Origin of the sequence: Xylanivirga thermophila, assembly GCF_004138105.1 — a bacterium.
GTDB lineage: Bacteria > Bacillota > Clostridia > Caldicoprobacterales > Xylanivirgaceae > Xylanivirga > Xylanivirga thermophila.
In genome coordinates, this window is record NZ_RXHQ01000027.1 from 13,359 (window position 1) to 37,982 (window position 24,624).

Consider the following 24,624-nt stretch of genomic DNA (forward strand, 5'->3'; position numbering starts at 1 on the left):
ATTCCCTCCCCTATCTTTCTACTAGTTTAAAAGCCCTATAATAGTTTTGGTCAGAAATTTCATCAAAAAGATTTAAGTCTTGTCCTGAATAAGTCCCAGGATAAAACATGATTAAAGGTATATGATCTATTACAGAATGTAGAACATTTAAAACAGTATGAGATCGAATAATGGGCCATATTTTACCTATACCTGTTAAGAAAACAACATCATTTTCCTGTACCATTTCTCTGATATACTCTACAACTAAATCATTTTTCTGGGTGAGTCTTAAAGTATTTTTTATGGGCTTAAGGATTGCGTCTGTTCCTTTTATATTTTCCATATCAAAAACTTTCTTCAAGTATCCCTTTTTTTCTAATATTTCAATCATTATTTCATAGAGATCTAATTCCCTAATATAAAAATCCATGCCTTCATTATTTATTTTCTGCTTTAAAAACCTTATATGTTCTCTTACAATGATTTCATCCTCCGGGTCATAATCAAAAATATAGTAACCTATTTCATTGCCCAATCCTTTATTTTCCCTAAACCTTTTATCTGTAATAATAGGCAGAATCTCATCGAGCCGTTCATAAATGATTTTCATTTATATCCCTCCTAACATAGCCTGAAGGTATATGCCATCACCTTTTCCATTCAAATAGTCTACTAATTCTTGCTCCATTAAGGGTCTGGTTATTTCAACATCTTTTTTATTTTTCTTCACAAATCCGGCTTCAGTTAAGATTCTTTTATAGACCTGTTTTAATTTATAAAACGTATAGTCTTTCCACTCTGCCACCTTCTGGCTTTGTTCTGCTTTTCTTTGAAAGAAGATAGCAAAATCCTTATCTGTAATTAAATAATCTCTAATAAGGTATTTCTCTCTATATACTTCCTGCATGAACTCAAAAAAAAGCCTGTCTGTTTTCAAAATAGCATATAGGACTATCTGTTTGCTTGTTTCAAGATTTCCATTTACCAATTTATCAAGTAAGATTTCGTCCAATACCATTAATCTTTCCGAAATAGTTGAAGCAATTTCCTTAATTCTGTTCTCTGAATTTAATGAAAATATATTTTCATCTAACGCTTTTTGTCTTATGTCATCTGTAGATAACCCTTGTAAATAAAGGCTTGCGGCTTTTTTTAATTCTAAATAAAGATAAGATCTTGCCTTAATTGTTGACCTATATTCTAACATATTTTACCACATCACCTCTTTCTCGTGGCCATTTTTATATATTAACATTATACCACTATTCAGTCACAAATGCAGGGAAAAACCAAAATTAAATTGTAAAATAATTCTTTAATATTAAATTCTCCCCTTGTTGAAGTTGAATTCCTGCGATTAATAGGAGATTAGATTTTTTATCTAAATTTCAATATTAAATGCAACACTTTTGAGAAAATCATATTTATCCATTTACTTCCTCTTGTCAAGGACAGGGTGGAGATTTTCGAGTGTATGCAAGAAAATACTACCCGACCTTGACAACGGTGGTAATGATATAATTTCGTTGGCCTTTCGGCACATTTGCCTGAAGGCCTTACTAGTATATTCATTATCACATTACACTGAGAGTAGATAATTCACTATTAAAACAGGCTTCAGGAGTCATTCAGTTCCATCTTAGTCTTTTTTTCTATCAATGTCATGATGACCGGCTCACTGGTACGCTTGCCAACAACTGTATCTATCTCCCAATTACCAACGGTTTCTCTCCTTTGAACATCTTCTGGCCTTTGATCTATGCTTTCACCCCATATACGTTTGTTCTTCCTTTTGCGTGATTTCCTACTTTTTAAGCGGGTTTTAAGCTGTAAGTCTATGTTTTTTACCCCAAGCAATCCCTTATCTATATAGTTATATAGTATCTTTTCTTCAGCAAAATTAATAAATGCTTCTGCCTGTATTAACTTACATTTACGACCACAATTCTGGCGGTTCTTTTGATAAACTGCCTGTCCAGTCTCTGGGAAGTAAGCTTCATATGTTTCCAAGTACTGGACAGCTGTTCCCCGCTTTATTTCTCTGCTAATAGTGCTTGGCTCTCTACCAAGTTGTCTTGCAATATATCTAATACTTTTCTCCTTATTTAGCAAAGCACATATTATTCTACGTCTATATAAATTTAGATGTTTAAATTTGCGTGTACCTGTGTTACAATTAGAATTAGCCATAGCGAGCACCTCACTGTATTATTTTTTTTGGTTAAAAATATTATACATGATTTTCTCGCTATGGTTCTATATTTTTTGGTGTTGCATTTAATTATACAACGAACCTCCCTAATTATATTGTTTTTCTATTCATATAACCATTCCTAATTTAAAAATCAACAAGCATTTGAAATGTTAAATAATTAGAATAATAAATATTAATAGCGAAATTATACCAATAAACTTATAGTCTTTCAATCCTTTAATGTGTAGTGTGATTTAGATGACTTTAGTGACTTCCATTTTTATAAATAATGTTATCAAAACAGTCGTGCGCAAATTACCTTATTTTTACATTGTTTTATACCCTTTTCTTATCAATATTTACGCACGCCAGATTACCTATGTGTAAAAATATTACATTTTTACACATAACGGGCAATTTTTCCTAAAAATAGCCACTTTATACTTTTGTGTTCATTTTATTTTATCTCTATGTTATTTCCAAAAATACTATATATAGTTTGTTTTATCTATTTTCATACTAAATATAGTATGTTTTAGACAAAATAAAAGAGCCACATTTCTGTAGCTCTTCTGATTGACAATAAACTTATCTCTTTGAAAATTGAGGTGCACGTCTTGCTGCTTTAAGACCGTATTTCTTTCTTTCCTTCATTCTAGGATCACGTGTCAGATAACCAGCTTTCTTAAGCACTGGTCTCAATTCATTATCTGCCACTAGAAGGGCACGGGCAATACCATGTCGTATAGCTCCCGCCTGACCAGTAAATCCACCGCCACGTACGTTTGCTATAACATCAAACTTGCCTAGAGTCTCTGTAGCAACTAATGGTTGGCGAACCTGCACCTTCAAAGTTTCCAAACCAAAATAATCATCTATATCTCTACCGTTTACAACAATCTTGCCATCCCCTGGCACCAATCTTACCCTAGCAATCGCCTTTTTTCTTCTTCCGGTTCCATAATATTGTACTTTAGCCAATCCTATCTCCTCCTTTCGCAGCTTACAGCTCTAAAGTTTCTGGCATCTGAGCCTCATGTGGATGCTCAGGTCCTACATAAACACGTAACTTCTTTATCATATCCCTGCCTAATTTATTGTGAGGCAGCATACCCTTTACAGCTGTATATAACACAAAAGCAGGGTCCTTCTCCATCATCTCTCTATAAGATGCTTCTCTCAATCCACCAGGATATCCTGTGTGGCGATAATATATCTTTTGATCCATCTTATTACCGGTAACTCGAATTTTTTCTGCATTTATAATTATTACATGATCACCTGTATCAACGTGTGGGGTATATATAGGTTTATTTTTCCCTCTTAAAATGGCAGCAACTTGAGAAGCTAATCTTCCCAGGGTCTTACCAGTAGCATCTACTACATACCATTTGCGCTCTATTTCTTCTGGCTTTGCCATATAGGTTTTCATCGATTTCCCTCCTCATGTACACTCGTATCAATTCCATCTATGTTAAGATCCGGGGCTAGTGGATCTTTTTTAACACTAAACTTTATTTTAATACATGCCGCCTAGTGTGTCAATAGCAAATCACACTTTTATTCACGTCGATTCATTTAAAATTAAGCGTAACACTTAAAATTAAAGACCATATAACAAAACAGATAAATAAATTCTATATTAAATAAAATAATTGGAATACTTGTACAAAAAAATGCATATACATATAATAACAATATATATATTTATTACTCAAAACATCAATTTATTACAAATCTTATTTCCGCTCTAAAATCATAGTTAATAATTTATGCTCTATTGACCACTCTAATTTATCTCCCAATCTATCTAAACACAAATAAAAGGGAGGTGGATAAATTGGCTACTTACGAAGCCATTTTAAAACTTTTAACATCACTATTTAACTTACTTATCAGTATAGTAACATTTCTAACTGCAAAAGAAAAGATGAAGAGCTCATCTGAGAAAATGAGCTCTAGCAGCGAGAAAAAGGCTTAAATATATAGGGGAGCAGCATCTCCCCTATATAGTCTTCTTTTATATTATATCATTATAATATAAAAATATGCCTACTTTATATATAATATAGACATTCAAATAAAATCATTATACATATAGTGATTACTTTACATCAATTTAAACTCACACATCAATATATTGAGATGATCTTGCCATGTGGAACTTTTTACATAAATACATAACAGTTCCAGGAATTTTACATGTATGTAGATAACCATCTGCACTAATATAACTTGTCGTTTCAGGCCATAAACTGCCCTTTCTTTTCAAACCTATATTATATTTTTCTTTATGATCTGAATCATCATAAGAATTAGTATATGTATCAGCCTCACTAGTAATTGTAACCCCCTTATTACTTGCAAGTGTGTGTTTATAAGAACCTTGGACAGAAGCTATTATATCAAACGAGAAATCCCCCGAATATGCATTTACTATTGACACTACAAAAGTAAATACTAAAACAGCAACCCCTAAACTAAAAACATATTTAGATAATTTATAATCTTTCATCTAAAAAATCCCCTTCCTTATTAATATGCATGATAAATTTATACAGAAAAAATCCACATACTACCCCGGTTGTATTTAATATAACATCATCTATATCAGTAACTCTTGCCATATTTAGATTACAAATAGCTAATAGCCATTGTAAAAATTCAATACAAATTGAAGTAGATGCACCCAAAAGCAAACATGTGGGGAAATTACGGCACTTTTCCCATATAGCTGGTAAGAATAATCCAAATGGAATAAATAATATGATATTTCCAACTACATTTTTTATAAACAACTTAGCAGAGCGTATATTTGCATAATCACGGATAAAATTAAATGGTATGAAGTTTACATATGCCCTTCTCTTTATTTCATTACTAGTATCCTCAGTAATAACAATCGTAAGAGGGAAAATAGTAACTGAAATCACCGCAAATAAGTATATAAAAAACATACATCTAAGTAATTCCCTTTTGAAATTTATACATTTTCCCTTTTTCCTTATATTTAATACCCTTATACAAGATATAATCAAATATATAGATGTCATTAGTATAAAAGAGAAATAATCAAACATAAATAGTCCTCCTTATGTAATTTATTCCACTTCCTTTAATATAATATATTTTCTGCCAATCTGTCATTTCCCAAAATAACCACATTTTGTGTCGAATTTTATCTAATAAAGTAAATATATGGACCATTATTATAAATATATCCAACAAATACTATTATAATATTATAATATATAGGAATTTTTGTCAATATAGTAGGATTAAATACAAAAAATGAGCCTCCATACTTAAATAGGTATGAAAGCTCATCTATAACAAGTCTTCTTTTTTATAATAAACTTCTTCTAAGCATAATCCATGCGGAGGAGCCGTAGGTCCGGCCATATTCCTATCCTTTGAGTCTATAATACTATGAATATCATCAGGCCTTAGTTTGTGCCTGCCAACGTCTATAAGTGTTCCAACTATGATACGTACCATATTATACAAAAAGCCACTGCCTGTAACATGATAGTAGATATACGGCTCCCGCCATTCTATATAACTTTTATATATGGTGCGTATGGATGTCTTAACGCTCCCGCCTGTAGCCCTAAAAGCGCTAAAGTCATACGTACCAACAAAATGTTTAGCAGCCTCTTCCATAGCTGATACATCTAAACTTCCCCTTATATGATAATAGTATTGCCTACCTATAGCTATACCTTGTTGTGATGATATAATGCTATAGCTATAATGCTTACCTGCTGCATCATATCTTGCATGGAAGCTCTCTGGTACTTCCATTGATCCTTTTATCCTTATATCCGAAGGAAGCATTGCGTTTAATGCATATGAAAATCTCTCTGGGGGGATAGTGGAACTGGTTTTAAAGTTAACCACCTGGCCTCTGGCGTGCACTCCGCTATCCGTTCTACCAGAGGCTATAATATCGACCTCTTCTCCAGTCAAAGCATATATTCCATCTTCCATAATTTTTTGAATCGATGGAGCATTTTTTTGCCTCTGCCATCCCCCATAATTAGTACCATCATACTCGACTATAAGCTTTATATTCTTCATCCAAATTCCCGCCTATATCATAAAATGACTATCAAGCAAAATAATAACTGATAATGCAACACTTATGGCTATAGCTATATAATCCCTCTTCTCGGTCTTTAGGGTCTTCATCCTGGTTCTATTATCTCCTCCCCTATAGCACCTAGCCTCCATAGCCATAGCAAGTTCATCCGCCCTTCTGAATGCGCTTATAAATAGTGGGACCAAAAGGGGCACTAGGCTCTTTGCACGTTGCATAATATTACCACTCTCAAAATCAGCTCCCCTTGCCATCTGTGCCTTCATTATTTTATCCGTTTCTTCCAAAAGTGTAGGGATAAACCTAAGAGCTATGGTCATCATCATGGCAAGTTCATGGGCGGGAAAATGTATAACCTTTAATGGATCAAATATAAGCTCCAATCCATCTGTTAAATCCACTGGAGACGTAGTCAAAGTCAAAAGGGATGTTCCAGCAACTAAAAATACCAGCCTAAGTGCCATAAATATAGCCTGATTCAAACCTTCCTGAGTAACTTTAAGCCTCCATATAGTAAATAATACATTTTCACCTGGAGTAAAAAATATATTTATGATAAATGTAAGTATAATGATAAACATCAGTGGTCTTAAGCTTTTCAATATATATCTAAAAGGTATACCTGACATAATTATTACAAAAGCCAAATAGGCAAACGCCAATCCATAACCAATATATGTTTTTATGAAAAAGATAATTATAATGAACAAAAACGTAAGGGCTATCTTCACTCTAGGATCTAGCAGATGAATAGGTGAATTCCCGGGGAAATATTGCCCTATAGTAATATCTTTAAGCATCCCTATCTCCCCCTTATCCTATCTAATAATATCTCTTTTGCCTGCTCAATTGTATATACATCCTCAGGTACATCCATACCCCTTAAAGTAAGTTCTTTCATTAACTTGGTTATCTGTGGTATATCAAGGCCCATATCCTCAAGCTCTTTAGCATGGGAAAATACTTCCTTTGGAGTACTATCAAAAACCACTTTCCCACTATTCATAACAATTATGCGTTGTACCAATTTAGCTACATCTTCCATACTATGGGATACCAATACTATAGTAAGTCCATATTTTTCATGGAGCATCTTGACCTGACTTAATATCTCATGCTTACCCCTAGGATCGAGGCCTGCTGCTGGTTCATCAAGTATCAATACTTCCGGTTTCATAGCTAGCACTCCAGCTATAGCCACCCGCCTCCTTTGACCTCCACTTAGTTCAAATGGAGATCTCTCACCTACTTTTTTTTCATCCAATCCTACAAGTTCCATAGCTTCCCTTACCCTTGCATCTATTTCATCATCGGGCAATCCTAAATTTTTAGGTCCAAATGCTATATCCTTATATACTGTTTCCTCAAAAAGCTGATATTCAGGGTATTGAAATACTAAACCTACCTTCTGTCTTACTTTTTTTAGATCTCGACCCATAGAGGCTATATCTATCCCATCTATCCGTATAGTCCCTGAAGTAGGTTTTAAAAGGCCGTTTAAGTGTTGAATAAGAGTAGATTTTCCACACCCAGTATGTCCTATCAAGCCTATAAATTCTCCATCATTTATTTCCAGATTGATATCCGATATGGCAGTTGAGGCAAAAGGGCTACCTTCCATATAAATATGCGTTAAATGCTCTATTTGTATTGACATAATATATCTGCCAACTCCTCTATCTTTAAAATATTGCATGGGACTTTTAAGCCTTCCTTATTGAGTTCATATGCAAGTTCTGTAACTTGTGGCACATCAAGTCCTATCTCCTTTAACCTATCAACCTGTGAGAATATCTCCCTTGGAGTGCCCTGCATGAGTATCTTGCCATGATCCATCACCACTACCCTATCGGCATCTACCGCTTCCTCCATATAATGGGTTATATGAATAACTGTTATGCCTTCCTTTTCATTCAGTTCCTTTACGGTATCAAGTACCTCCCGCCTACCTGCAGGGTCAAGCATGGCAGTAGGTTCATCTAAAATAATTATCTCTGGTTTCATTGCCAATACTCCGGCTATGGCTACTCTCTGTTTCTGGCCGCCTGATAAAAAATGTGGACTGGTTTTAGAATATTTCTCCATACCGACGGCAAGTAATGCTTCATCCACCCTTTCTCTTATCTCTTTAGGTGGTATACCCAGGTTTTCAGGTCCAAATGCCACATCTTCTTCTACTACTGTCGCCACCAATTGATTATCTGGATTTTGAAATACCATACCTGCACTTTGGCGCACTTCCCACATATTAGATTCATCTTGGACATTTAGCCCTTTTACCCATATTTCACCCCGGCTGGGTTTTAAAATGGCATTTATATGCTTAGCAAGGGTAGACTTGCCAGAGCCATTATGCCCTATTATAACAACAAACTCACCCTGTTGTATATCCAAATTCACCCCATCTAGTGCGGCTATTTCTTGCTCCTCATAGTTTGTATATTCAAAATGTAAATCGCGGATTTTTACAATGGGCTCCATAACAATCTCCCCATTCTCTAATAAAATAACTCTCAATCCAATTTTATATTTATTGTTATTGGATTGGATGTTGGAGATATTGCTTTATATAAAAAATATGGATTAAGCTATTAACTTAATCCGTATTTTTTATATACATTTACACCAACTCTATAATAACCTCTTCTGCACCGTCGCCACGTCTAGGCCCAAGTTTTATTATGCGAGTATATCCACCGCCACATGATTGCTTTTCGTTCTTTTCTCTGTATTTAGGCCCATATTCGTTAAATAATTTTTCTATTAAAGGATATTCTATATCTTTCGTACGCTCTTTATAGTCGGATTTGCTCTCATCCTTCTTTTTAGGCTCTTTTACATCATATAGATAGGCCATCATTTTACGCCTTGCAGCTAACTTGGAAGGACTGTCATTTGTTACTTCTAAAGTAACAGTCTGACCTTTTTCGTTATTTACTTCTTTTGTTATCTTCTCTGTTTTATCATATTCATTAACTGCAAGGGTGATCATCTTTTCAGCCATCTTGCGTACTTCCTTAGCACGATGCTCAGTAGTCTTTATTTTTCCATGCCACAGAAGGGCAGTTGTCTGGTTGCGCAAAAGGGCATCCCGCTGATCAGTTGGTTTGCCTAGCTTTCTATATCCTGCCATATTATCCCTCCTTCTTATTCTTCATTGTTTTTCCGCAAGCTGAGACCTAAACCAGCTAACTTCTGCTGAACTTCTTCCAAAGATTTTTTACCAAGATTTCTAACTTTCATCATATCTTCTTCTGTTCTCTGAGTTAGCTCGTCAACAGTATTTATACCTGCTCTCTTTAGACAGTTGTATGAACGTACGGAAAGGTCCAGCTCCTCTATGGTCATTTCCAATACCTTTTCTTTTTTATCTTCTTCTTTTTCCACCATTATTTCTACATCATTTACATGCTCTGTTAGATCTATAAATAGCATCAAATGCTCATTTATAATCTTTGCAGCCAAACTCGTAGCCTCATCTGGTTTTATAGTACCATTGGTCCATACTTCCAAAGTTAGCTTATCATAGTCCGTTACCTGTCCTACACGGGTATCTTCTATATTAAAATTCACTCGCCTTATAGGCGTAAAGATAGAGTCTACTGGTATAATTCCAATAGGCTGACCTGGATTTTTATTCTTTTCCGATGGCACATAACCCCTGCCCTTTTGTACGCTTATTTCCATATATAGCTTTGCATCCTCATTGAGAGATGCTATATGGTGTTCAGGGTTTACTATCTCTACGTCAGCATCGGTTATTATATCACCTGCAGTAATCTCAGCTGGTCCTTGGGCATTTACAGTAATAACCTTAGGCTCCTCAGTATACATTTTAATGGCCAATTCCTTAAGATTCAATATTATCTCTACTACATCCTCCTTAACCCCTGGAATAGTAGAAAATTCATGAAGCACGCCATCTATTTTTACAGCTGTGACAGCTGCCCCAGGAAGTGAAGAGAGTAGTACTCGCCTTAAGGAATTACCTAAAGTAGTACCAAATCCCCTCTCTAAGGGCTCTACTACAAATTTACCATATGTGTCATCTGGACTTGTCTCCACTATCTCTATCTTAGGCTTTTCTATTTCAATCATTTGATAAACCCTCCTCATAAAACCTTTTTAATACAAACCTTATCGTGAGGGTAACTGATTCTATAAACTTATATCTATTACTTAGAATACAGCTCAACTATTAAGTGCTCTTCGATAGGCACATCTATATCTTCACGGGCAGGCAATGATGCTACTGTAGCTTCCAGTTTCTCATAATCAACCTGCAACCAGGCTGGTACTGTTTGTGCTCCTTGCTCTTTTAGATCTTTAAAGAAATCCATAGAACTAGCACTCTTCTCAGCAACAGCGACTACTTGACCTGGATCCACTAAATATGAAGGAATATTCACCCTTTTCCCATCAACAGTAATATGTCCATGCAATACAAATTGTCTAGCCTGTGCTCTGGAAGAAGCAAATCCTAGACGATATACTACGTTATCCAGCCTTCTCTCTAAAAGCTGTAATAGATTTTCACCTGTTACACCCTTCATCCGTTCTGCTATTTCAAAATAATTTCTAAATTGCTGTTCCATTACGCCATATATTCTTCTAGCCTTTTGCTTTTCACGAAGCTGCAGTGCATACTCTGAAGCCTTTCTCCTACTCTGTCCATGCTGTCCTGGGGCTGAAGGCCTCTTGGAAATGGCGCATTTGTCAGAATAGCAGCGATCGCCCTTCAGATATAGCTTGGTACCTTCGCGGCGGCATAGTCGGCATACCGAACCTGTATATCTTGCCATATATTACACCTCCAAACTTTATACTCTTCTTCTTTTAGGCGGACGGCACCCATTATGGGGTATGGGAGTTACATCCTTTATAAGTGTAACCTCTAAACCAGCTGCCTGTAATGATCTTATAGCAGCTTCACGGCCAGCCCCTGGTCCCTTGACATATACATCAACCGTCTTTAATCCATGCTCCATTGCTGCTTTAGCTGCAGTTTCTGCTGCTGTCTGTGCAGCAAAAGGAGTACTTTTTCTTGATCCCCTAAAGCCCAATCCACCAGCACTAGACCAAGATATGGCGTTGCCAGCAGCATCGGTTATGGTCACTATCGTATTGTTAAAAGTTGAATGGATATGTGCAGCGCCATGATCTATATTCTTTCTCTCACGACGTTTCACCCTACCACGCGCTTTTTGCTTTGCCATTCGTTACCCTCCTTACTTTTTCTTTTTGCCACCGATAGCCCGTTTTGGTCCTTTACGTGTACGGGCATTTTGCTTTGTACTCTGTCCTCTTACTGGTAATCCCTTTCTATGCCTGACACCGCGATAGCATCCGATCTCCATAAGCCTCTTTATATTAAGGGATACCTCCCTGCGTAAATCGCCTTCTACTTTTACATTTTTATCAATATAATCCCTGAGTTTTGCAACTTCATCCTCAGTTAAATCATTTACCCTGATGTCAGGGTTTACCCCAGTAGCTTTTAATATCTCATTAGCCTTCGAACGCCCTATACCATATATATAGGTGAGTCCTACTTCTACTCGCTTATCACGGGGCAAATCTATACCGGCAATACGTGCCATCGTTACACCTCCATTTTCATCATTTAGCCTTGTTTTTGTTTATGTTTCGGATTCTCACAGATTACCATTACTTTACCTTTACGTCTTATAATCTTGCATTTTTCACATATAGGTTTTACAGATGGTCTAACCTTCATTGCGCAAACCTCCTTATCACTTACCGCGCCAAACAATCCTACCACGAGTTAAATCATAGGGCGACAATTCCAAAGTTACCTTATCGCCAGGTAAAATTTTTATATAATTCATCCTAAGCTTCCCAGATATATGTGCCAATACCTTGTGGCCATTTTCAAGTTCAACCTGAAACATGGCATTTGGCAAGGCTTCAACCACCGTGCCTTCAACTTCAATTACATCTTCCTTAGACAAGCTATAACCACCCTCCTTACTCCTCATATCCCAACGCCTGCAATGCCTTACGAATTTCCGAATCAAAAATTGGTTTACCATCTATTATTTTTCCCCTTATTGGAGAAAGTAATTCCTTAGTTGGCCTGAGATGCTTGATTTTCTTTTTCTTAGGATTAGCTAAAGTTCTATTCCGTCCATTAGCTATCCATACATATTCATCATCTATTATGCCAATGACTACAAAGAATTTGTTCCTATCCCTTCCAGCAGTGGCCATAACCACCTGCCCTATTGCCAATTCATATATACTATCCATAATACAACACCTATTCCTCTAGAGTCATTATAGCAGGTTGACCTTCAGTTATAGCTATTGTATTTTCATAGTGGGCAGATAGTGAGCCATCTACTGTAACAACTGTCCATCCATTCTTAAGGGTACGTACCTCATGTCCTCCTTGATTTACCATTGGCTCTACTGCCAATGCCAATCCTGGACGAAGCCTTATACCTTTCCCTGGACGACCATAATTAGGTACTTGGGGATCTTCATGCATATTCTGTCCTATTCCATGACCTACAAATTCTCTAACTACCGAGTATCCATTGCGTTCTACATATCTTTGTATAGCATGGGATATATCTGAAAGACGATAACCCGGAGAAGCAAACTTAATCCCCTCAAAAAAGGATTGCTCGGTTACTTCCATAAGTCTTATGGCTTCAGGTGATACGTCTCCTACAGGGTGTGTCCTTGCTGCATCTCCACAATATCCGTTATAAAATGCACCTATGTCAACACTTATAATATCCCCATCTTTTAAAGTAGCGTCACCAGGAATCCCGTGTATGACCTGCTCATTGATGGAGGCACAGATGCTGGCTGGAAAACCTCCATACCCTTTAAAGGCGGGAGTGGCATTATGCCTTACTATATACTCCTCTGCTACCCTATCAAGTTCCTTAGTAGTAACACCAGGAGCAATAGCTTTGCGCACCGCTTCATGGGCGCCTGCCACTATCTTTCCAGCCTCTCTCATCCATTCCAATTCTCTTTTTGATTTTAGAATGATCATATAGTTATCACCCTACTTTAAAAAACCTTTGTAATGCCTCATAAGCATTTGGGATTCCAATTCTCTTGAGGTTTCCATAGCTACACCTACTAATATTAATATCGCAGTTCCTCCAAAATACATAGGTATTTTTGCTACTGCAGAAGCTATTATAGGTATTATAGCTATAGCTGTCAAGAATAATGAGCCTACGAAGGTTATTCTATTTGAAATTCTTGATAAATATTCTGCCGTTGGTTTGCCTGGTCTTATACCCATAACAAACCCGCCATATTGCTTTAAATTATTAGCAATTTCAACAGGGTTGAAGGTAATCTGAGTATAAAAATAGGTAAAGAATATAATAAGCAAACCATAAATAATGGCATATAATGCCGACCCTTGATTAAAATGAGAGCCTACCCAGTTAGCAAACCCACTATTGGGAACTAATAATGCTATTGTCTGAGGGAAGGACAAAATGGATATGGCAAATATAATTGGGAGCACTCCTGAGGCATTTACCTTCATTGGAATATGTGTGCTCTGCCCACCATATACTTTTCTTCCTACCACACGCTTAGAATATTGAACAGGAATACGCCTTTCCCCTAAATCTACATATATTACACCTGCTATTAACAGTACTGCGAATACAATTATAAGGGGTAATGACCATACAGATTGTACTTTAGCTACAAAAGTCCTTTGGATAGTCGTAGCTATCGCTACTGGTAAACGGGAAACTATACTCGCAAATATAAGTAATGATATACCATTACCTATTCCTTTATCGGTAATCTGCTCTCCCATCCACATAAGAAATGCAGTACCAGCTGTAAGCGTAAGGGCAACTAGAAAATAGCTGAAAAATGTTCCACCTACTATAGCGCCTCTTGCCAAACCATAGGTTATACCCAATGATTGGATAAATGCTAAAATAATTGTAACATATCGTGTATACTGGGCAATTTTCTTTCTTCCATCCTCGCCTTCCTTGGCTAACTCTTCAAGCTTTGGAATAGCAACCGTTAAAAGCTGCATAATAATAGATGAATTAATGTATGGTGTAATACCCATAGCAAAAATAGTATAGTTTGCAAAGGCACCACCTGTGATCATATCAAAGAAACCTAAAAGGCCACCTTTTTCCACAATCGCCTGTATATAGCTACTATCCACACCAGGAATGGGAACATATGTTCCAACCCTGTATATAAATAACATAACAATGGTAAATATGATCTTCTGTCTTATATCCTTTATGCGCCAGGCATTTTTCAAGGTGTCAAACACTTACATCACCTCTGCCTTTCCCCCAACAGCCTCAATTTTTTGCTGAGCTGTTTTACTAAATTTATGAGCTCTTACGATCAACTTTTTGGAAATTTCGCCATCTCCTAAAATCTTTACCCCATCATTTAGTTTCTTTATAATCCCCTTTTCAACTAGAAGATCAGGTGTTACTACAGTGCCTTCTTCGAATACTTCGAGTTGGGCAAGATTTACCTCAGAATAAACTTTGGCAAATATATTGGTAAAACCTCGTTTGGGTAATCTACGGCTAAGTGGCATCTGACCGCCCTCAAAGCCAGGTCTCACACCACCGCCACTTCTGGCCTTTTGCCCTTTGTGTCCCCTTCCTGAGGTTTTTCCAAGCCCAGAACCGGTACCGCGTCCAACCCTTTTAGGGGATACTACAGCCCCTTCTGCAGGCTTCAATTCATGTATCTTCAAGGGGTTCACCTCCTTTTATTCGTCAACTTCTTCAACAGACACAAGATGTGATACCTTCCCTATCATGCCTCTGATAACTGGGGTATCTTCATGGATCTTTGTACTTCCTATTTTTCTTAGCCCTAGTGCTTTTAATGTAGCAATCTGATTGTCTAAACAACCTATTGTGCTACGAACTTGGGTAACCTTCAGCTTAGCCACTGCTGTTCCCTCCCTAACCTAAAATCTCTTCTACCGTCTTGCCACGTAATCGGGCCATATCTTCTACAGTTTTGAGTCGTTCTAATCCTTCTATAGTAGCATTAACTACGTTGTTAATGTTATTGGAGCCTAAAGACTTGGTTCTTATATCTCTAACACCGGCTGCTTCTAATACCGCACGAACAGGTCCACCTGCTATAACACCAGTACCTTCTTTGGCCGGTTTCATAAGCACCCTTGCAGCACTGAACTCACCAACTACCTCATGAGGTATAGTAGTACCTACCATGGGTACCTTTATTAGATGTTTTTTAGCATCATCTATACCCTTTCGTATAGCTTCAGGAATTTCTGCTGCTTTACCAGTACCTGCGCCTACATAACCATTACCATCTCCAACTACCACAACAACGCTAAAGCGAAAGTTTCGTCCTCCTCTTACAACTTTAGCAACACGATTAATGCTGACTACCGTTTCCTTCAGGTCTAACGTGCTGGCATCAATTCGCTCCATCTATTACCCTCCTTTAAAACTCTAATCCAGCTTGACGTGCACCATCAGCTACTGCCTTTATACGACCATGATATATATAACCGCCCCTATCAAATACCACCTTGGAAATCTGTTTGTCCAAAGCCCTTTGAGCAGCTAACTGGCCGACAAGGGTAGCAGCTTCTGTCTTAGTCTTATCTGCTATTTTACCTTTCAACTCAGGGTCGATTGTGGAAGCAGATACCAGGGTCCGACCGGTCACATCATCTATTATTTGAACATATATATGTTTATCACTCTTAAAAACATTAAAACGGGGTCTCTCTGCAGTACCAGATAATTTTTGACGTACACGGGCGTGCCTTTTTTGTCTCGCTTCATTTTTACTTGTTTTTAATATCACCCTGTATCACTCCTTCCTTTATTTCTTACCAGTTTTACCTTCTTTACGAATAATACGCTCATTTTCGTATTTTATACCCTTGCCTTTATATGGCTCCGGTGGTCTTGTACTACGTATTTGGGCTGCTACAGCTCCTACCTTTTGCTTATCAATCCCATTAATTGTGATTTTGTTAGGCGCTGGAACTTCAAAAACAATGCCACCATCTTCTTCTATTTCAATAGGATGGGAATACCCTACATTTAGTACAAGCTTCTTGCCTTGTTTTTGTGCCCTATAACCCACGCCATTTATCTCCAAATTCTTGGAAAATCCTTTTGTCACCCCTTCAACCATATTGGCTATAAGAGTACGACTCAGGCCATGCAATGACTTATGCTCTTTGGCCTCGCTGGGTCTTTTAACTTCTATAACATTATCTTTGATTATTATTTGCATATCTTTATGAATTTTTTGTGTTAGCTCACCTTTTGGGCCTTTTACAACAACTGTATTATCTTCATTTACAACTGCGCTTACGCCCTTAGGTAACTCTATAGGTAAATTTCCTATTCGCGACATATTCACACCGCCTTCCTTTTCAAGATGTTAAGTGTACACCTTACCAAATATAACATAAAACTTCGCCGCCAACGCCTTCTTGACGAGCCTTTTTATCGGTCATTACACCTTTCGATGTAGATAATATTGCAATACCTAGTCCTCCTAAAACTTTGGGTATCTCATCTTTTCTAGCATATACCCTAAGTCCTGGTTTACTAATCCTTTTAAGACCTGATATTACCCTTTCATTATTAGGTCCATATTTTAAGTTTAACCTTAAAATACCCTGTTTCTTATCATCTATCTCAGTAAAGCCATTTATATAGCCTTCTTCTGCTAAAATGGTGGCAATAGCTCTTTTCTCATTCGAAGCCGGAACATCAACCGTTTCATGCTTTACCACCAGCGCATTTCTGATACGTGTCAACATATCAGCAATGGGATCGGTCATAGACATATTCTTTACCTCCTTCCAGCTCTCCTATTACCAGCTTGCCTTCTTGACGCCTGGGATTTGACCTTTATATGCTAATTCTCTAAAGCATATACGGCATATACCATATTTTCTCAAATATGCATGTGGACGCCCACATATACGACATCTATTATATGCTCTAGTGGAATATTTAGGTTTTCTCTGTTGCTTTATTCTCAAAGATTTTTTAGCCATTTGCTTTCCCTCCTTTTCAGACTTGTGCGAAAGGCATACCTAAAAGGTGGAGCAATTCAAATGCCTCTTCATCGGTTTGTGCAGTAGTAACAAATACTATATCCATGCCACGAACCTTTTCAACCTTATCATAATCGATCTCAGGGAAAATAAGCTGTTCTTTTATGCCTAAGGAATAATTTCCCCGTCCATCAAATGATTTTACAGAAACACCCCTAAAATCCCTTACCCTAGGTAGCGCCACATTAAACAACTTATCTGTAAATTCATACATTCGATCGCCCCTTAGAGTAACCTTAGCACCAATTTTCATGCCCTGTCTAACCTTAAATGCAGCAACCGACTTTTTGGCGGTAGTTATCATAGGCTTTTGGCCAGTAATGATGGTCAAATCGTTTACCGCACTCTCTAAAAATTTGGGGTTTTCCTTAGCATCGCCTACCCCCATATTGATTATTACCTTTTCTATCTTGGGTACTTGCATTACGCTCTTATATTTAAACTTTTCCATCATTGCTGGTACAACTTGCTCTTCATATAAGTCTTTTAAACGCGGCATTATCGTTACCTCCCTTCAAAAGCGTTAGTCATTAAATATTTCTCCGCATTGTTTACAAACGCGTACTCTAGACCCGTCCTCTAATATCTTTTTAGCTATTCTGGTTTTTTTATTGCACTTATTGCATACCACCATAACCTTTGAAGCATAGATAGGACCTTCTTGATGGATTATACCACCAGGTTGATCTATCCCCCTGGCTTTTTGATGCTTGGTAAGAATATTAACTCCTTCTACTATTACTTTGCCTTCTTTAGGTAGTACTGATAACACCTTACCTTTTTTAGCTTTATCTTTACCCGAAATAACTTCCACCGTATCGCCTTTTTTTATCTGCATCTTCTGTCTATTTTCTGCCATCTTATAGCCACCTCCTTCTTAGATTACTTCGGGGGCTAAGGAAACAATTTTCATAAAATCTTTTTCCCTAAGCTCTCTAGCCACAGGTCCAAATATACGAGTTCCTCTGGGTTGATTTGCATCATTTATAATAACGGCTGCATTATCATCAAATTTTATATAAGATCCATCGTTTCTCCTAATTCCTTGGGTCGACCTTACAACTACAGCCCTAACTATATCTCCCTTTTTAACAACACCGCCGGGCGTTGCGTCTTTAACAGAAGCAATTATAACATCTCCTATATTCCCATACCGTCTAAAAGAACCCCCTAGAACTCTAATACACATTATCTCTTTAGCACCAGTATTATCGGCTACTTTTAAACGGGTTTGTTGCTGAACCATAACATTACCCTCCTTTCACCTATGGGACTCATTACTGGGCACGTTGTATTATCTCTACTACACGCCAGTGCTTCTCTTTACTCATTGGTTTGGTTTCCATAACCTTAACCTTATCGCCAATCTGACATGAATTGTTTTCATCATGTGCCTTTAGTTTGGTAGTCCTCTTCACTATCTTGCCGTATAACTTATGCTTTACTCTGGTCTCTATAGCTACTACAATAGTTTTATCCATCTTATTGCTGACTACAGTACCTATACGTACTTTCCGATTGCCTCTTTCTTGCTGAGTCACCCGATATTCCTCCTTTCACCACTTAAGCTTGAGCAGCTTTAATTTCTCTCTCACGAAGAATGGTCTTAACACGGGCAATGTCCTTCTTCACTTCACGAATCCTCATGGGATTATCCAGCTGTCCTGTTGCCAACTGAAAGCGAAGGTTAAATAATTCTCCTTTAAGCTCAGTCAGCTTACCATCTAACTCTTCATTTGTCATATCTCTGAATGTATTAGCTTTCATTACCTTCACCACCCAATTCTTCTCTTTTAACAATCTTACATTTAACGGGCAGTTTATAGGAAGCCAGCCTTAATGCTTCTTTTGCCACATCTTCAGGTATACCCGCAATTTCGAACATTACCCTACCAGGCTTTACTACAGCAACCCAATATTCAGGAGATCCTTTTCCGCTACCCATACGGGTCTCAGCTGGTTTCTCAGTAACTGGCTTATCGGGGAATATCTTGACCCATACCTTTCCGCCTCTACGAATATACCGGGTCATAGCTATACGTGCTGCTTCAATCTGGTTGCTTGTAATCCATGATGGCTCTAAAGCCTGCAATCCATATTCACCATAGGTAATGGTATTTCCTCTTGTGGCAACGCCCTTCATTCTTCCCCGGTGTTGCTTTCTATACTTTACCCTCTTAGGCATTAACATTTTTCTTTCCTCCCTCCGCTACCGGTCTCTCTTTGGCTTTAGGAAGGACTTCTCCTTTATATATCCATACCTTTACACCTAATTTTCCATAGGTTGTATTGGCTTCTGCGAAACCATAATCAATATCCGCTCTTAAAGTCTGTAAAGGTATGGTACCTTCATGGTATCCTTCACTACGTGCAATTTCAGTACCACCCAATCGACCTGAAACCATAGTCTTTATACCTTTAGCACCTTGTTTCATGGCACGTGATATAGACTGTTTCATAGCCCGTCTAAATGATATTCTGCGTTCCAATTGTGCCGCAATATTTTCTGCTACCAATTGAGCATCTATATCAGGATTTTTTACTTCTACTATATTTATTACCGCATTTTTATTGGTAAGTTTCTCTATATCTTTTTTAAGGCTTTCAACTCCAGAGCCGCCACGGCCTATTACTATACCAGGCTTTGCTGTGAAGATATTAACCTTTACCCTATTAGCAGCCCTCTCTATCTCTATCCTAGAGATGCCAGCATTGTATAATTTTTCTTTCAACATTTCACGCAATCTAGTATCTTCTATCAATGTATCGGCAAAATCTTTTTTAGAAGCATACCATTTTGCATCCCAATCTTTGATTACACCCACTCTTAAACCATGGGGATTCACTTTTTGGCCCACTTACCTATCCCTCCTTATTATTGCAATTCATCAAGCACAACAGTTATGTGACTAGTTCTTTTCCGAATCCTAGCCGCTCTCCCCATTGCACGGGGTCTTATGCGCTTTAATGTAGGTCCTTGGTTAGCAAATATCTCTGCTACATACAAATCGTTTCTATCTAAACCCAGATTGTTCTCAGCATTAGCGATTGCCGAATTCACTAATTTGATAACCGGTTGAGAAGCTGCTTTGGGGGTATTTTGCAATATGGCCAGTGCTTCGTCCACTCTCTTACCCCTTATAAGATCAATTACAATTTTGACCTTTCTGGGTGAAATACGGACGTATTTAGCAGTGGCAGTGGGACGCTTGTCTTTATTCTCCCTCCGGGCCTTTGCTTTTTCTTTGATCCTTGTTGCCACTTGTCTTCCTCCTTCCCAATGCTACTTAAGTGCAGTAGACTTTTCACTACTTCCGCTATGGCCTCTAAATGTCCTAGTAGGAGCAAATTCGCCTAATTTATGCCCTACCATATCTTCTGTTATATATACAGGAACATGCTTCCTGCCGTCGTGGACAGCGATCGTATGTCCTACCATCTCTGGACTAATAGTCGAGGCTCTGGACCAAGTCTTTATTACTGTCTTTTTATTAGTTTCATTAAGTTGTCTAATCTTTTTTATTAGGCTTTCTTCAATAAAAGGTCCTTTTTTGACTGAACGGCTCACAAATAATGCCTCCTTTCAAACACTGTCTACCTAGAGTTAAGCCCTACGCTTAACAATGTATTTATCGCTCTCTTTATTCTTTTTACGAGTCTTGTAACCCAAAGTAGGTTTACCCCAAGGTGTAACAGGAGAGGGCATTCCAATAGGCGCACGACCTTCACCACCACCATGTGGGTGATCTACAGGGTTCATAACAGAACCACGTACACCAGGTCTTATACCCATATGACGTTTTCGTCCTGCTTTACCAATGGATATATTCTCATGTTCTACATTACCTACCTGCCCAATTGTTGCTTTACACTCAAGTCTTACCATTCTCACTTCACCTGAAGGTAAACGTATCTGTCCGTAATTACCTTCCTTAGCCATAAGTTGGGCAGAACTACCGGCGGATCTTACTAATTGTCCACCATTTCCTGCATACAACTCAACATTATGAATGATAGTACCAACTGGTATATTCTTAAGAGGCAATGCATTGCCTACCTTTATATCAGCATCTTCACCAGATACTATAGTATCCCCTACCTTTATTCCGTTAGGAGCTATAATATATCTTTTCTCACCATCAGCATAATTTAATAAAGCAATATATGCGCTCCTGTTTGGATCATATTCTATAGCAGATACTTTAGCCGGAATACCATCCTTGTCCCGTTTAAAATCTATTATTCTGTATTTTCTTTTTACTCCGCCACCTCTATGGCGAACAGTTATATGACCGTGTGCATTCCTACCTCCAGTGTTCTTCAGAGTAACTACCAATGATTTCTCTGGAGCTTTTTTGGTCACTTCTTCAAAAGTAGAAACCGTCATATGACGTCTGCCAGGAGAGGTAGGTTTATAGGTTTTTACAGCCATTTGTATAATCCCTCCTCCTTATTATGCCATTCCTTCGAAGAATTCAATACCTTTACTATCAGGCGTCAATCGTACAATGGCTTTCTTATATGATGGCCTTCTGCCAACGTGTACTCCAAGTCTTTTTAATTTACCCACCTGACGAATGGTATTAACGCTTTGTACTTTCACATCAAAAATTTGTTCTACAGCCCATTTAATCTCGGTTTTATTAGCTTTAATATCTACTAAAAAGGTATATTTCCCATCTGCCAGCTGATCATAACTCTTCTCTGTCAATACTGGTCTTATAATAATATCTTGAGGGCTTTTCATTATGCGTACACCTCCTCTACCTGGCGAACAGCATCTTGCGTAATGATAAACTTATCATAATTCAATATATCAAGAACATTTATGGTGTTAACAAATGCCAACTTAATACCAGGAATGTTACGCACCGCTCTTTCTATATTTTCATTTTTACCATTTATAACTAACAATGCCTTTTTATCTACATTCAAATTTTTAAGAACATTAGCCATTTGCTTTGTCTTTGCCTCAGATAGTTCTAAGGAATCCAATACAACTATTTGATCCTCAACTACCTTGGATGATAGAGCACTTTTTAATGCTGATCTTCTCATTTTTTTAGGCAATGTATAACTGTAATCTCTCGGCTTTGGTGCAAAAACCACGCCACCTTTGATCCATATGGGTGAGCGAATACTACCATGTCTTGCACGCCCTGTGCCTTTCTGTCTCCATGGTTTTGCTCCGCCTCCCCTTACTTCTGATCTGGTCAAGGCAGATTGTGTCCCCTGTCTTTTATTAGCTAATTGCATTTTTACTACCTGATGTAAAAGCTCTTTATTTATCTCTGCTCCAAACACTTCATCAGTTAATTCAATATCTCCTGCTACACTACCATCCATATGATATAAAGCTACTTTAGGCATATTTTTCTCCTCCTTTCCATGCATCCTCTACTATCTCTTAACCGTTTCTTTTATATATAGTAAGCTGCCCTTTACGCCAGGTACTGAACCCTTTACCAACATTAAGTTCTTATCTGGATATATTTTTACCACTTCCAAATTTTGAATGGTAACTTTTTCGTTTCCTAAACGTCCAGGCATTTTTTTAGTCTTAAATACTCTAGATGGGTAACTAGCGGCACTCTTTGCACCTACTCTTCTATGATATTTAGAACCATGAGCCATAGGTCCTCTATGTGCATTCCATTTCTTAATTACACCAGCATATCCTTTACCTATGCTTCTGCCAGTTACATCTATTTTATCGCCTTCGGCGAATAAATCTACTTTTATTTCACTACCTACTTGGTAATCTTTTGTATCTTCAAGTCTTAATTCTCTAAGATAGCGTTTATATGGTACATTTGCTTTTTCAAAATGACCCTTCACTGGCTTGTTTACTAGCTTTTCCCTTATATCGTCAAAGCCTACCTGCAACGCTTTATAGCCATCTTTATCCTCTGTCTTTACTTGAGTAACTACACAAGGACCAGCTTCTACAACTGTTACAGGTATTACAGTACCATCTTCAGCGAAGACATGGGTCATTCCAAGCTTTTTGCCCAGAATCGCCTTCTTCATCGTTCCAACCTCCGTTCTATAGTTTTATTTCAATATCTACTCCTGCTGGAAGATCTAATCTCATCAGCGAATCAACAGTTTTCGATGTAGGACTTAGAATATCGATCAAACGTTTATGCGTTCTCATTTCAAACTGTTCACGAGCATCCTTATATTTGTGCGGAGCGCGCAAAATAGTAACTACTTCCTTCTCTGTAGGCAACGGAATAGGGCCAGATACCTTAGCACCAGTTCTTTTTGCAGTTTCTACTATTTTTGCAGCTGATTGATCTATGAGCGTATGATCGTATGCCTTTAATTTAATTCTTATTTTTTGATTGGCCATGTTTTCCCTCCTTACTTTATAAAAGCATTCCTTTGAATGCAATAGGGCAATCAACCAATCCTGTATACACTTAGCCGCGTGTGCCGCAATAATATTTTTTTGCGACTCTAAACTCAGGATTATAGTCGCCCGATTGATAACGGACTTAGTCCGTAAAAATTCCCCAGGCCTGTGCCCGGCAACCTTTTACATCATCCCATTAAAAACAAAAAACACAACTCTTATAGTTTATAATAAAACTATAAATAAAGCAAGTATTTTTATTATAAATGCGCATCCTTCAGATATAAAATATCTGAAGGATGACATAAATTATTCTATAATGCTAGCAACTACACCTGCACCTACTGTTCTTCCACCTTCACGTATAGCAAATCTTAGTCCTTCTTCTATTGCTATTGGAGTTATTAATTTTACTGTCATGGTAATATTATCTCCTGGCATTACCATCTCTACTCCCTCAGGTAGGTCAATTACTCCTGTTACGTCTGTTGTTCTCAAATAAAACTGGGGTCTGTATCCATTGAAGAATGGGGTATGTCTTCCTCCCTCTTCCTTGGTTAATACATATACCTCTGCCTTAAAGTGGGTATGAGGATGTATACTACCTGGCTTTGCAAGTACCTGACCTCTCTCTATGTCTTCTCTCTGTACACCACGTAGTAGTGCACCGATGTTATCACCTGCAACTGCTTCATCAAGGGTCTTTCTAAACATCTCTACACCCGTTACTACTGTCTGCTTAGGTGCTTCTGCCAAGCCTACTATCTCTACTGTATCAGATGTATGAAGCATTCCCCTCTCTACTCTACCTGTTGCAACTGTTCCACGACCTGTTATGGAGAATACGTCCTCTACTGGCATCAAGAAAGGTTTAT

General features: G+C 37.7%; 43 protein-coding genes and 1 pseudogene. 1 reads left to right on the forward strand and 43 read right to left on the reverse strand.

Annotated elements, in window-relative coordinates; all coding sequences use genetic code 11:
• Positions 1-10: 10 nt before the first annotated feature.
• From EJN67_RS10850 to rplM, 5 genes and pseudogenes are all read right to left on the reverse strand, one after another.
• Positions 11-592: a DUF1788 domain-containing protein gene (locus tag EJN67_RS10850; protein ID WP_129724330.1), complete on the reverse strand. Its 582-nt coding sequence runs from the start codon at positions 590-592 to the stop codon at positions 11-13.
• Positions 593-1,189, reverse strand: a complete 597-nt coding sequence (locus tag EJN67_RS10855; protein WP_129724331.1) for a DUF1819 family protein — start codon at positions 1,187-1,189, stop codon at positions 593-595.
• Positions 1,190-1,611: 422 nt separating this feature from the next.
• Positions 1,612-2,172 (reverse strand): annotated as a pseudogene (locus EJN67_RS10860) (transposase); the annotation flags it as partial.
• Positions 2,173-2,764: 592 nt separating this feature from the next.
• On the reverse strand, positions 2,765-3,157 hold the full coding sequence (gene rpsI, locus EJN67_RS10865; RefSeq protein WP_129724333.1) for a 30S ribosomal protein S9: 393 nt from the start codon (positions 3,155-3,157) through the stop codon (positions 2,765-2,767).
• A 22-nt stretch (positions 3,158-3,179) separates the two neighbouring features.
• Positions 3,180-3,608, reverse strand: coding sequence for a 50S ribosomal protein L13 (gene rplM, locus EJN67_RS10870; protein WP_129724334.1), 429 nt, complete (start codon positions 3,606-3,608; stop codon positions 3,180-3,182).
• A 408-nt stretch (positions 3,609-4,016) separates the two neighbouring features.
• Between rplM and EJN67_RS14070 the strand changes: the two genes are divergently transcribed.
• Positions 4,017-4,157: a hypothetical protein gene (locus EJN67_RS14070; RefSeq protein WP_165000842.1), complete on the forward strand. Its 141-nt coding sequence runs from the start codon at positions 4,017-4,019 to the stop codon at positions 4,155-4,157.
• A 144-nt stretch (positions 4,158-4,301) separates the two neighbouring features.
• Here EJN67_RS14070 and EJN67_RS10875 read toward each other — a convergent pair whose 3' ends face one another.
• From EJN67_RS10875 to EJN67_RS11060, 38 genes are all read right to left on the reverse strand, one after another.
• A complete protein-coding gene (locus EJN67_RS10875; RefSeq protein ID WP_129724335.1) occupies positions 4,302-4,691 on the reverse strand; it encodes a hypothetical protein in 390 nt (129 codons plus the stop codon).
• Positions 4,678-5,256: a VanZ family protein gene (locus tag EJN67_RS10880; RefSeq protein ID WP_129724336.1), complete on the reverse strand. Its 579-nt coding sequence runs from the start codon at positions 5,254-5,256 to the stop codon at positions 4,678-4,680. Before EJN67_RS10880 ends, EJN67_RS10875 begins: the two co-directional genes overlap by 14 nt.
• 247 nt (positions 5,257-5,503) lie before the next feature.
• Positions 5,504-6,256 carry a tRNA pseudouridine(38-40) synthase TruA gene (gene truA, locus EJN67_RS10885; protein WP_129724337.1) on the reverse strand — a complete coding sequence of 251 codons (753 nt, stop codon included), beginning with the start codon at positions 6,254-6,256 and terminating at the stop codon, positions 5,504-5,506.
• Positions 6,257-6,268: 12 nt separating this feature from the next.
• Entirely contained in the window at positions 6,269-7,075 is an 807-nt protein-coding gene (locus EJN67_RS10890; RefSeq protein WP_129724338.1) for an energy-coupling factor transporter transmembrane component T family protein, read from the reverse strand.
• 2 nt (positions 7,076-7,077) lie between these two features.
• A complete protein-coding gene (locus tag EJN67_RS10895) occupies positions 7,078-7,932 on the reverse strand; it encodes an energy-coupling factor transporter ATPase (RefSeq protein ID WP_129724339.1) in 855 nt (284 codons plus the stop codon).
• On the reverse strand, positions 7,917-8,756 hold the full coding sequence (locus tag EJN67_RS10900; RefSeq protein WP_129724340.1) for an energy-coupling factor transporter ATPase: 840 nt from the start codon (positions 8,754-8,756) through the stop codon (positions 7,917-7,919). The genes EJN67_RS10895 and EJN67_RS10900 overlap by 16 nt, the downstream gene beginning before the upstream one ends.
• Before the next feature lie 139 nt (positions 8,757-8,895).
• The gene (locus EJN67_RS10905) at positions 8,896-9,408 is read right to left on the reverse strand and encodes a bL17 family ribosomal protein (protein WP_129724341.1); all 513 of its coding nucleotides are present in this window, start codon (positions 9,406-9,408) and stop codon (positions 8,896-8,898) included.
• Positions 9,409-9,422: 14 nt separating this feature from the next.
• Positions 9,423-10,373, reverse strand: a complete 951-nt coding sequence (locus tag EJN67_RS10910; RefSeq protein ID WP_129724342.1) for a DNA-directed RNA polymerase subunit alpha — start codon at positions 10,371-10,373, stop codon at positions 9,423-9,425.
• A gap of 77 nt (positions 10,374-10,450) precedes the next feature.
• Positions 10,451-11,077, reverse strand: a complete 627-nt coding sequence (gene rpsD, locus EJN67_RS10915) for a 30S ribosomal protein S4 (RefSeq protein ID WP_129724343.1) — start codon at positions 11,075-11,077, stop codon at positions 10,451-10,453.
• A gap of 18 nt (positions 11,078-11,095) precedes the next feature.
• Positions 11,096-11,491 carry a 30S ribosomal protein S11 gene (gene rpsK / locus EJN67_RS10920; protein WP_129724344.1) on the reverse strand — a complete coding sequence of 132 codons (396 nt, stop codon included), beginning with the start codon at positions 11,489-11,491 and terminating at the stop codon, positions 11,096-11,098.
• 12 nt (positions 11,492-11,503) lie between these two features.
• Positions 11,504-11,875, reverse strand: a complete 372-nt coding sequence (gene rpsM, locus EJN67_RS10925) for a 30S ribosomal protein S13 (RefSeq protein ID WP_129724345.1) — start codon at positions 11,873-11,875, stop codon at positions 11,504-11,506.
• Between the two features lie 23 nt (positions 11,876-11,898).
• Positions 11,899-12,012: a 50S ribosomal protein L36 gene (rpmJ, locus tag EJN67_RS10930; protein ID WP_016205879.1), complete on the reverse strand. Its 114-nt coding sequence runs from the start codon at positions 12,010-12,012 to the stop codon at positions 11,899-11,901.
• A 16-nt stretch (positions 12,013-12,028) separates the two neighbouring features.
• On the reverse strand, positions 12,029-12,247 hold the full coding sequence (gene infA, locus EJN67_RS10935; RefSeq protein WP_129724346.1) for a translation initiation factor IF-1: 219 nt from the start codon (positions 12,245-12,247) through the stop codon (positions 12,029-12,031).
• A gap of 16 nt (positions 12,248-12,263) precedes the next feature.
• On the reverse strand, positions 12,264-12,545 hold the full coding sequence (locus EJN67_RS10940; RefSeq protein WP_129724347.1) for a KOW domain-containing RNA-binding protein: 282 nt from the start codon (positions 12,543-12,545) through the stop codon (positions 12,264-12,266).
• 10 nt (positions 12,546-12,555) lie between these two features.
• Positions 12,556-13,305 carry a type I methionyl aminopeptidase gene (gene map, locus EJN67_RS10945; RefSeq protein WP_129724348.1) on the reverse strand — a complete coding sequence of 250 codons (750 nt, stop codon included), beginning with the start codon at positions 13,303-13,305 and terminating at the stop codon, positions 12,556-12,558.
• 12 nt (positions 13,306-13,317) lie between these two features.
• Positions 13,318-14,580 carry a preprotein translocase subunit SecY gene (gene secY, locus EJN67_RS10950; protein ID WP_129724349.1) on the reverse strand — a complete coding sequence of 421 codons (1,263 nt, stop codon included), beginning with the start codon at positions 14,578-14,580 and terminating at the stop codon, positions 13,318-13,320.
• Positions 14,581-15,021 carry a 50S ribosomal protein L15 gene (rplO, locus tag EJN67_RS10955; RefSeq protein ID WP_129724350.1) on the reverse strand — a complete coding sequence of 147 codons (441 nt, stop codon included), beginning with the start codon at positions 15,019-15,021 and terminating at the stop codon, positions 14,581-14,583.
• Positions 15,022-15,036: 15 nt separating this feature from the next.
• Positions 15,037-15,222 (reverse strand): 50S ribosomal protein L30, encoded by a 186-nt coding sequence (gene rpmD / locus EJN67_RS10960; RefSeq protein WP_129724351.1) that lies wholly within the window; start codon positions 15,220-15,222, stop codon positions 15,037-15,039.
• 13 nt (positions 15,223-15,235) lie between these two features.
• Positions 15,236-15,736, reverse strand: coding sequence for a 30S ribosomal protein S5 (gene rpsE / locus EJN67_RS10965; protein WP_129724352.1), 501 nt, complete (start codon positions 15,734-15,736; stop codon positions 15,236-15,238).
• Positions 15,737-15,749: 13 nt separating this feature from the next.
• Entirely contained in the window at positions 15,750-16,118 is a 369-nt protein-coding gene (rplR, locus tag EJN67_RS10970) for a 50S ribosomal protein L18 (RefSeq protein ID WP_129724353.1), read from the reverse strand.
• An 18-nt stretch (positions 16,119-16,136) separates the two neighbouring features.
• Positions 16,137-16,679, reverse strand: coding sequence for a 50S ribosomal protein L6 (gene rplF, locus EJN67_RS10975; protein WP_129724354.1), 543 nt, complete (start codon positions 16,677-16,679; stop codon positions 16,137-16,139).
• A gap of 40 nt (positions 16,680-16,719) precedes the next feature.
• A complete protein-coding gene (gene rpsH, locus EJN67_RS10980; RefSeq protein ID WP_129724355.1) occupies positions 16,720-17,118 on the reverse strand; it encodes a 30S ribosomal protein S8 in 399 nt (132 codons plus the stop codon).
• A 27-nt stretch (positions 17,119-17,145) separates the two neighbouring features.
• Positions 17,146-17,331 (reverse strand): type Z 30S ribosomal protein S14, encoded by a 186-nt coding sequence (locus EJN67_RS10985; protein WP_129724356.1) that lies wholly within the window; start codon positions 17,329-17,331, stop codon positions 17,146-17,148.
• Positions 17,332-17,347: 16 nt separating this feature from the next.
• Positions 17,348-17,890, reverse strand: coding sequence for a 50S ribosomal protein L5 (rplE, locus tag EJN67_RS10990; protein WP_129724357.1), 543 nt, complete (start codon positions 17,888-17,890; stop codon positions 17,348-17,350).
• 24 nt (positions 17,891-17,914) lie between these two features.
• Positions 17,915-18,250 carry a 50S ribosomal protein L24 gene (gene rplX, locus EJN67_RS10995; protein WP_129724358.1) on the reverse strand — a complete coding sequence of 112 codons (336 nt, stop codon included), beginning with the start codon at positions 18,248-18,250 and terminating at the stop codon, positions 17,915-17,917.
• An 18-nt stretch (positions 18,251-18,268) separates the two neighbouring features.
• Positions 18,269-18,637, reverse strand: a complete 369-nt coding sequence (gene rplN / locus EJN67_RS11000; RefSeq protein WP_129724359.1) for a 50S ribosomal protein L14 — start codon at positions 18,635-18,637, stop codon at positions 18,269-18,271.
• Positions 18,638-18,668: 31 nt separating this feature from the next.
• Complete coding sequence (gene rpsQ / locus EJN67_RS11005) at positions 18,669-18,932, reverse strand: 30S ribosomal protein S17 (protein WP_279387727.1); 264 nt, start codon at positions 18,930-18,932, stop codon at positions 18,669-18,671.
• 22 nt (positions 18,933-18,954) lie between these two features.
• Complete coding sequence (gene rpmC, locus EJN67_RS11010; protein ID WP_129724360.1) at positions 18,955-19,158, reverse strand: 50S ribosomal protein L29; 204 nt, start codon at positions 19,156-19,158, stop codon at positions 18,955-18,957.
• Positions 19,148-19,582, reverse strand: a complete 435-nt coding sequence (gene rplP, locus EJN67_RS11015) for a 50S ribosomal protein L16 (protein WP_129724361.1) — start codon at positions 19,580-19,582, stop codon at positions 19,148-19,150. The genes rpmC and rplP overlap by 11 nt, the downstream gene beginning before the upstream one ends.
• Positions 19,569-20,249: a 30S ribosomal protein S3 gene (gene rpsC, locus EJN67_RS11020; RefSeq protein ID WP_129724362.1), complete on the reverse strand. Its 681-nt coding sequence runs from the start codon at positions 20,247-20,249 to the stop codon at positions 19,569-19,571. The genes rplP and rpsC overlap by 14 nt, the downstream gene beginning before the upstream one ends.
• A 17-nt stretch (positions 20,250-20,266) precedes the next feature.
• Complete coding sequence (rplV, locus tag EJN67_RS11025; protein WP_243641295.1) at positions 20,267-20,641, reverse strand: 50S ribosomal protein L22; 375 nt, start codon at positions 20,639-20,641, stop codon at positions 20,267-20,269.
• A 33-nt stretch (positions 20,642-20,674) separates the two neighbouring features.
• Positions 20,675-20,959, reverse strand: a complete 285-nt coding sequence (gene rpsS / locus EJN67_RS11030; protein WP_129724364.1) for a 30S ribosomal protein S19 — start codon at positions 20,957-20,959, stop codon at positions 20,675-20,677.
• 36 nt (positions 20,960-20,995) lie between these two features.
• On the reverse strand, positions 20,996-21,823 hold the full coding sequence (gene rplB, locus EJN67_RS11035; protein ID WP_129724365.1) for a 50S ribosomal protein L2: 828 nt from the start codon (positions 21,821-21,823) through the stop codon (positions 20,996-20,998).
• 21 nt (positions 21,824-21,844) lie between these two features.
• Positions 21,845-22,138, reverse strand: a complete 294-nt coding sequence (gene rplW, locus EJN67_RS11040) for a 50S ribosomal protein L23 (RefSeq protein WP_129724366.1) — start codon at positions 22,136-22,138, stop codon at positions 21,845-21,847.
• Entirely contained in the window at positions 22,138-22,761 is a 624-nt protein-coding gene (rplD, locus tag EJN67_RS11045) for a 50S ribosomal protein L4 (protein WP_129724367.1), read from the reverse strand. The genes rplW and rplD overlap by 1 nt, the downstream gene beginning before the upstream one ends.
• A 30-nt stretch (positions 22,762-22,791) precedes the next feature.
• Positions 22,792-23,421 (reverse strand): 50S ribosomal protein L3, encoded by a 630-nt coding sequence (rplC, locus tag EJN67_RS11050; RefSeq protein WP_129724368.1) that lies wholly within the window; start codon positions 23,419-23,421, stop codon positions 22,792-22,794.
• Positions 23,422-23,437: 16 nt separating this feature from the next.
• Positions 23,438-23,746, reverse strand: coding sequence for a 30S ribosomal protein S10 (gene rpsJ / locus EJN67_RS11055; RefSeq protein WP_129724370.1), 309 nt, complete (start codon positions 23,744-23,746; stop codon positions 23,438-23,440).
• Between the two features lie 312 nt (positions 23,747-24,058).
• A partial coding sequence (locus EJN67_RS11060) for an EF-Tu C-terminal domain-related protein (protein ID WP_243641294.1) occupies positions 24,059-24,624 on the reverse strand: 566 nt, incomplete at its 5' end.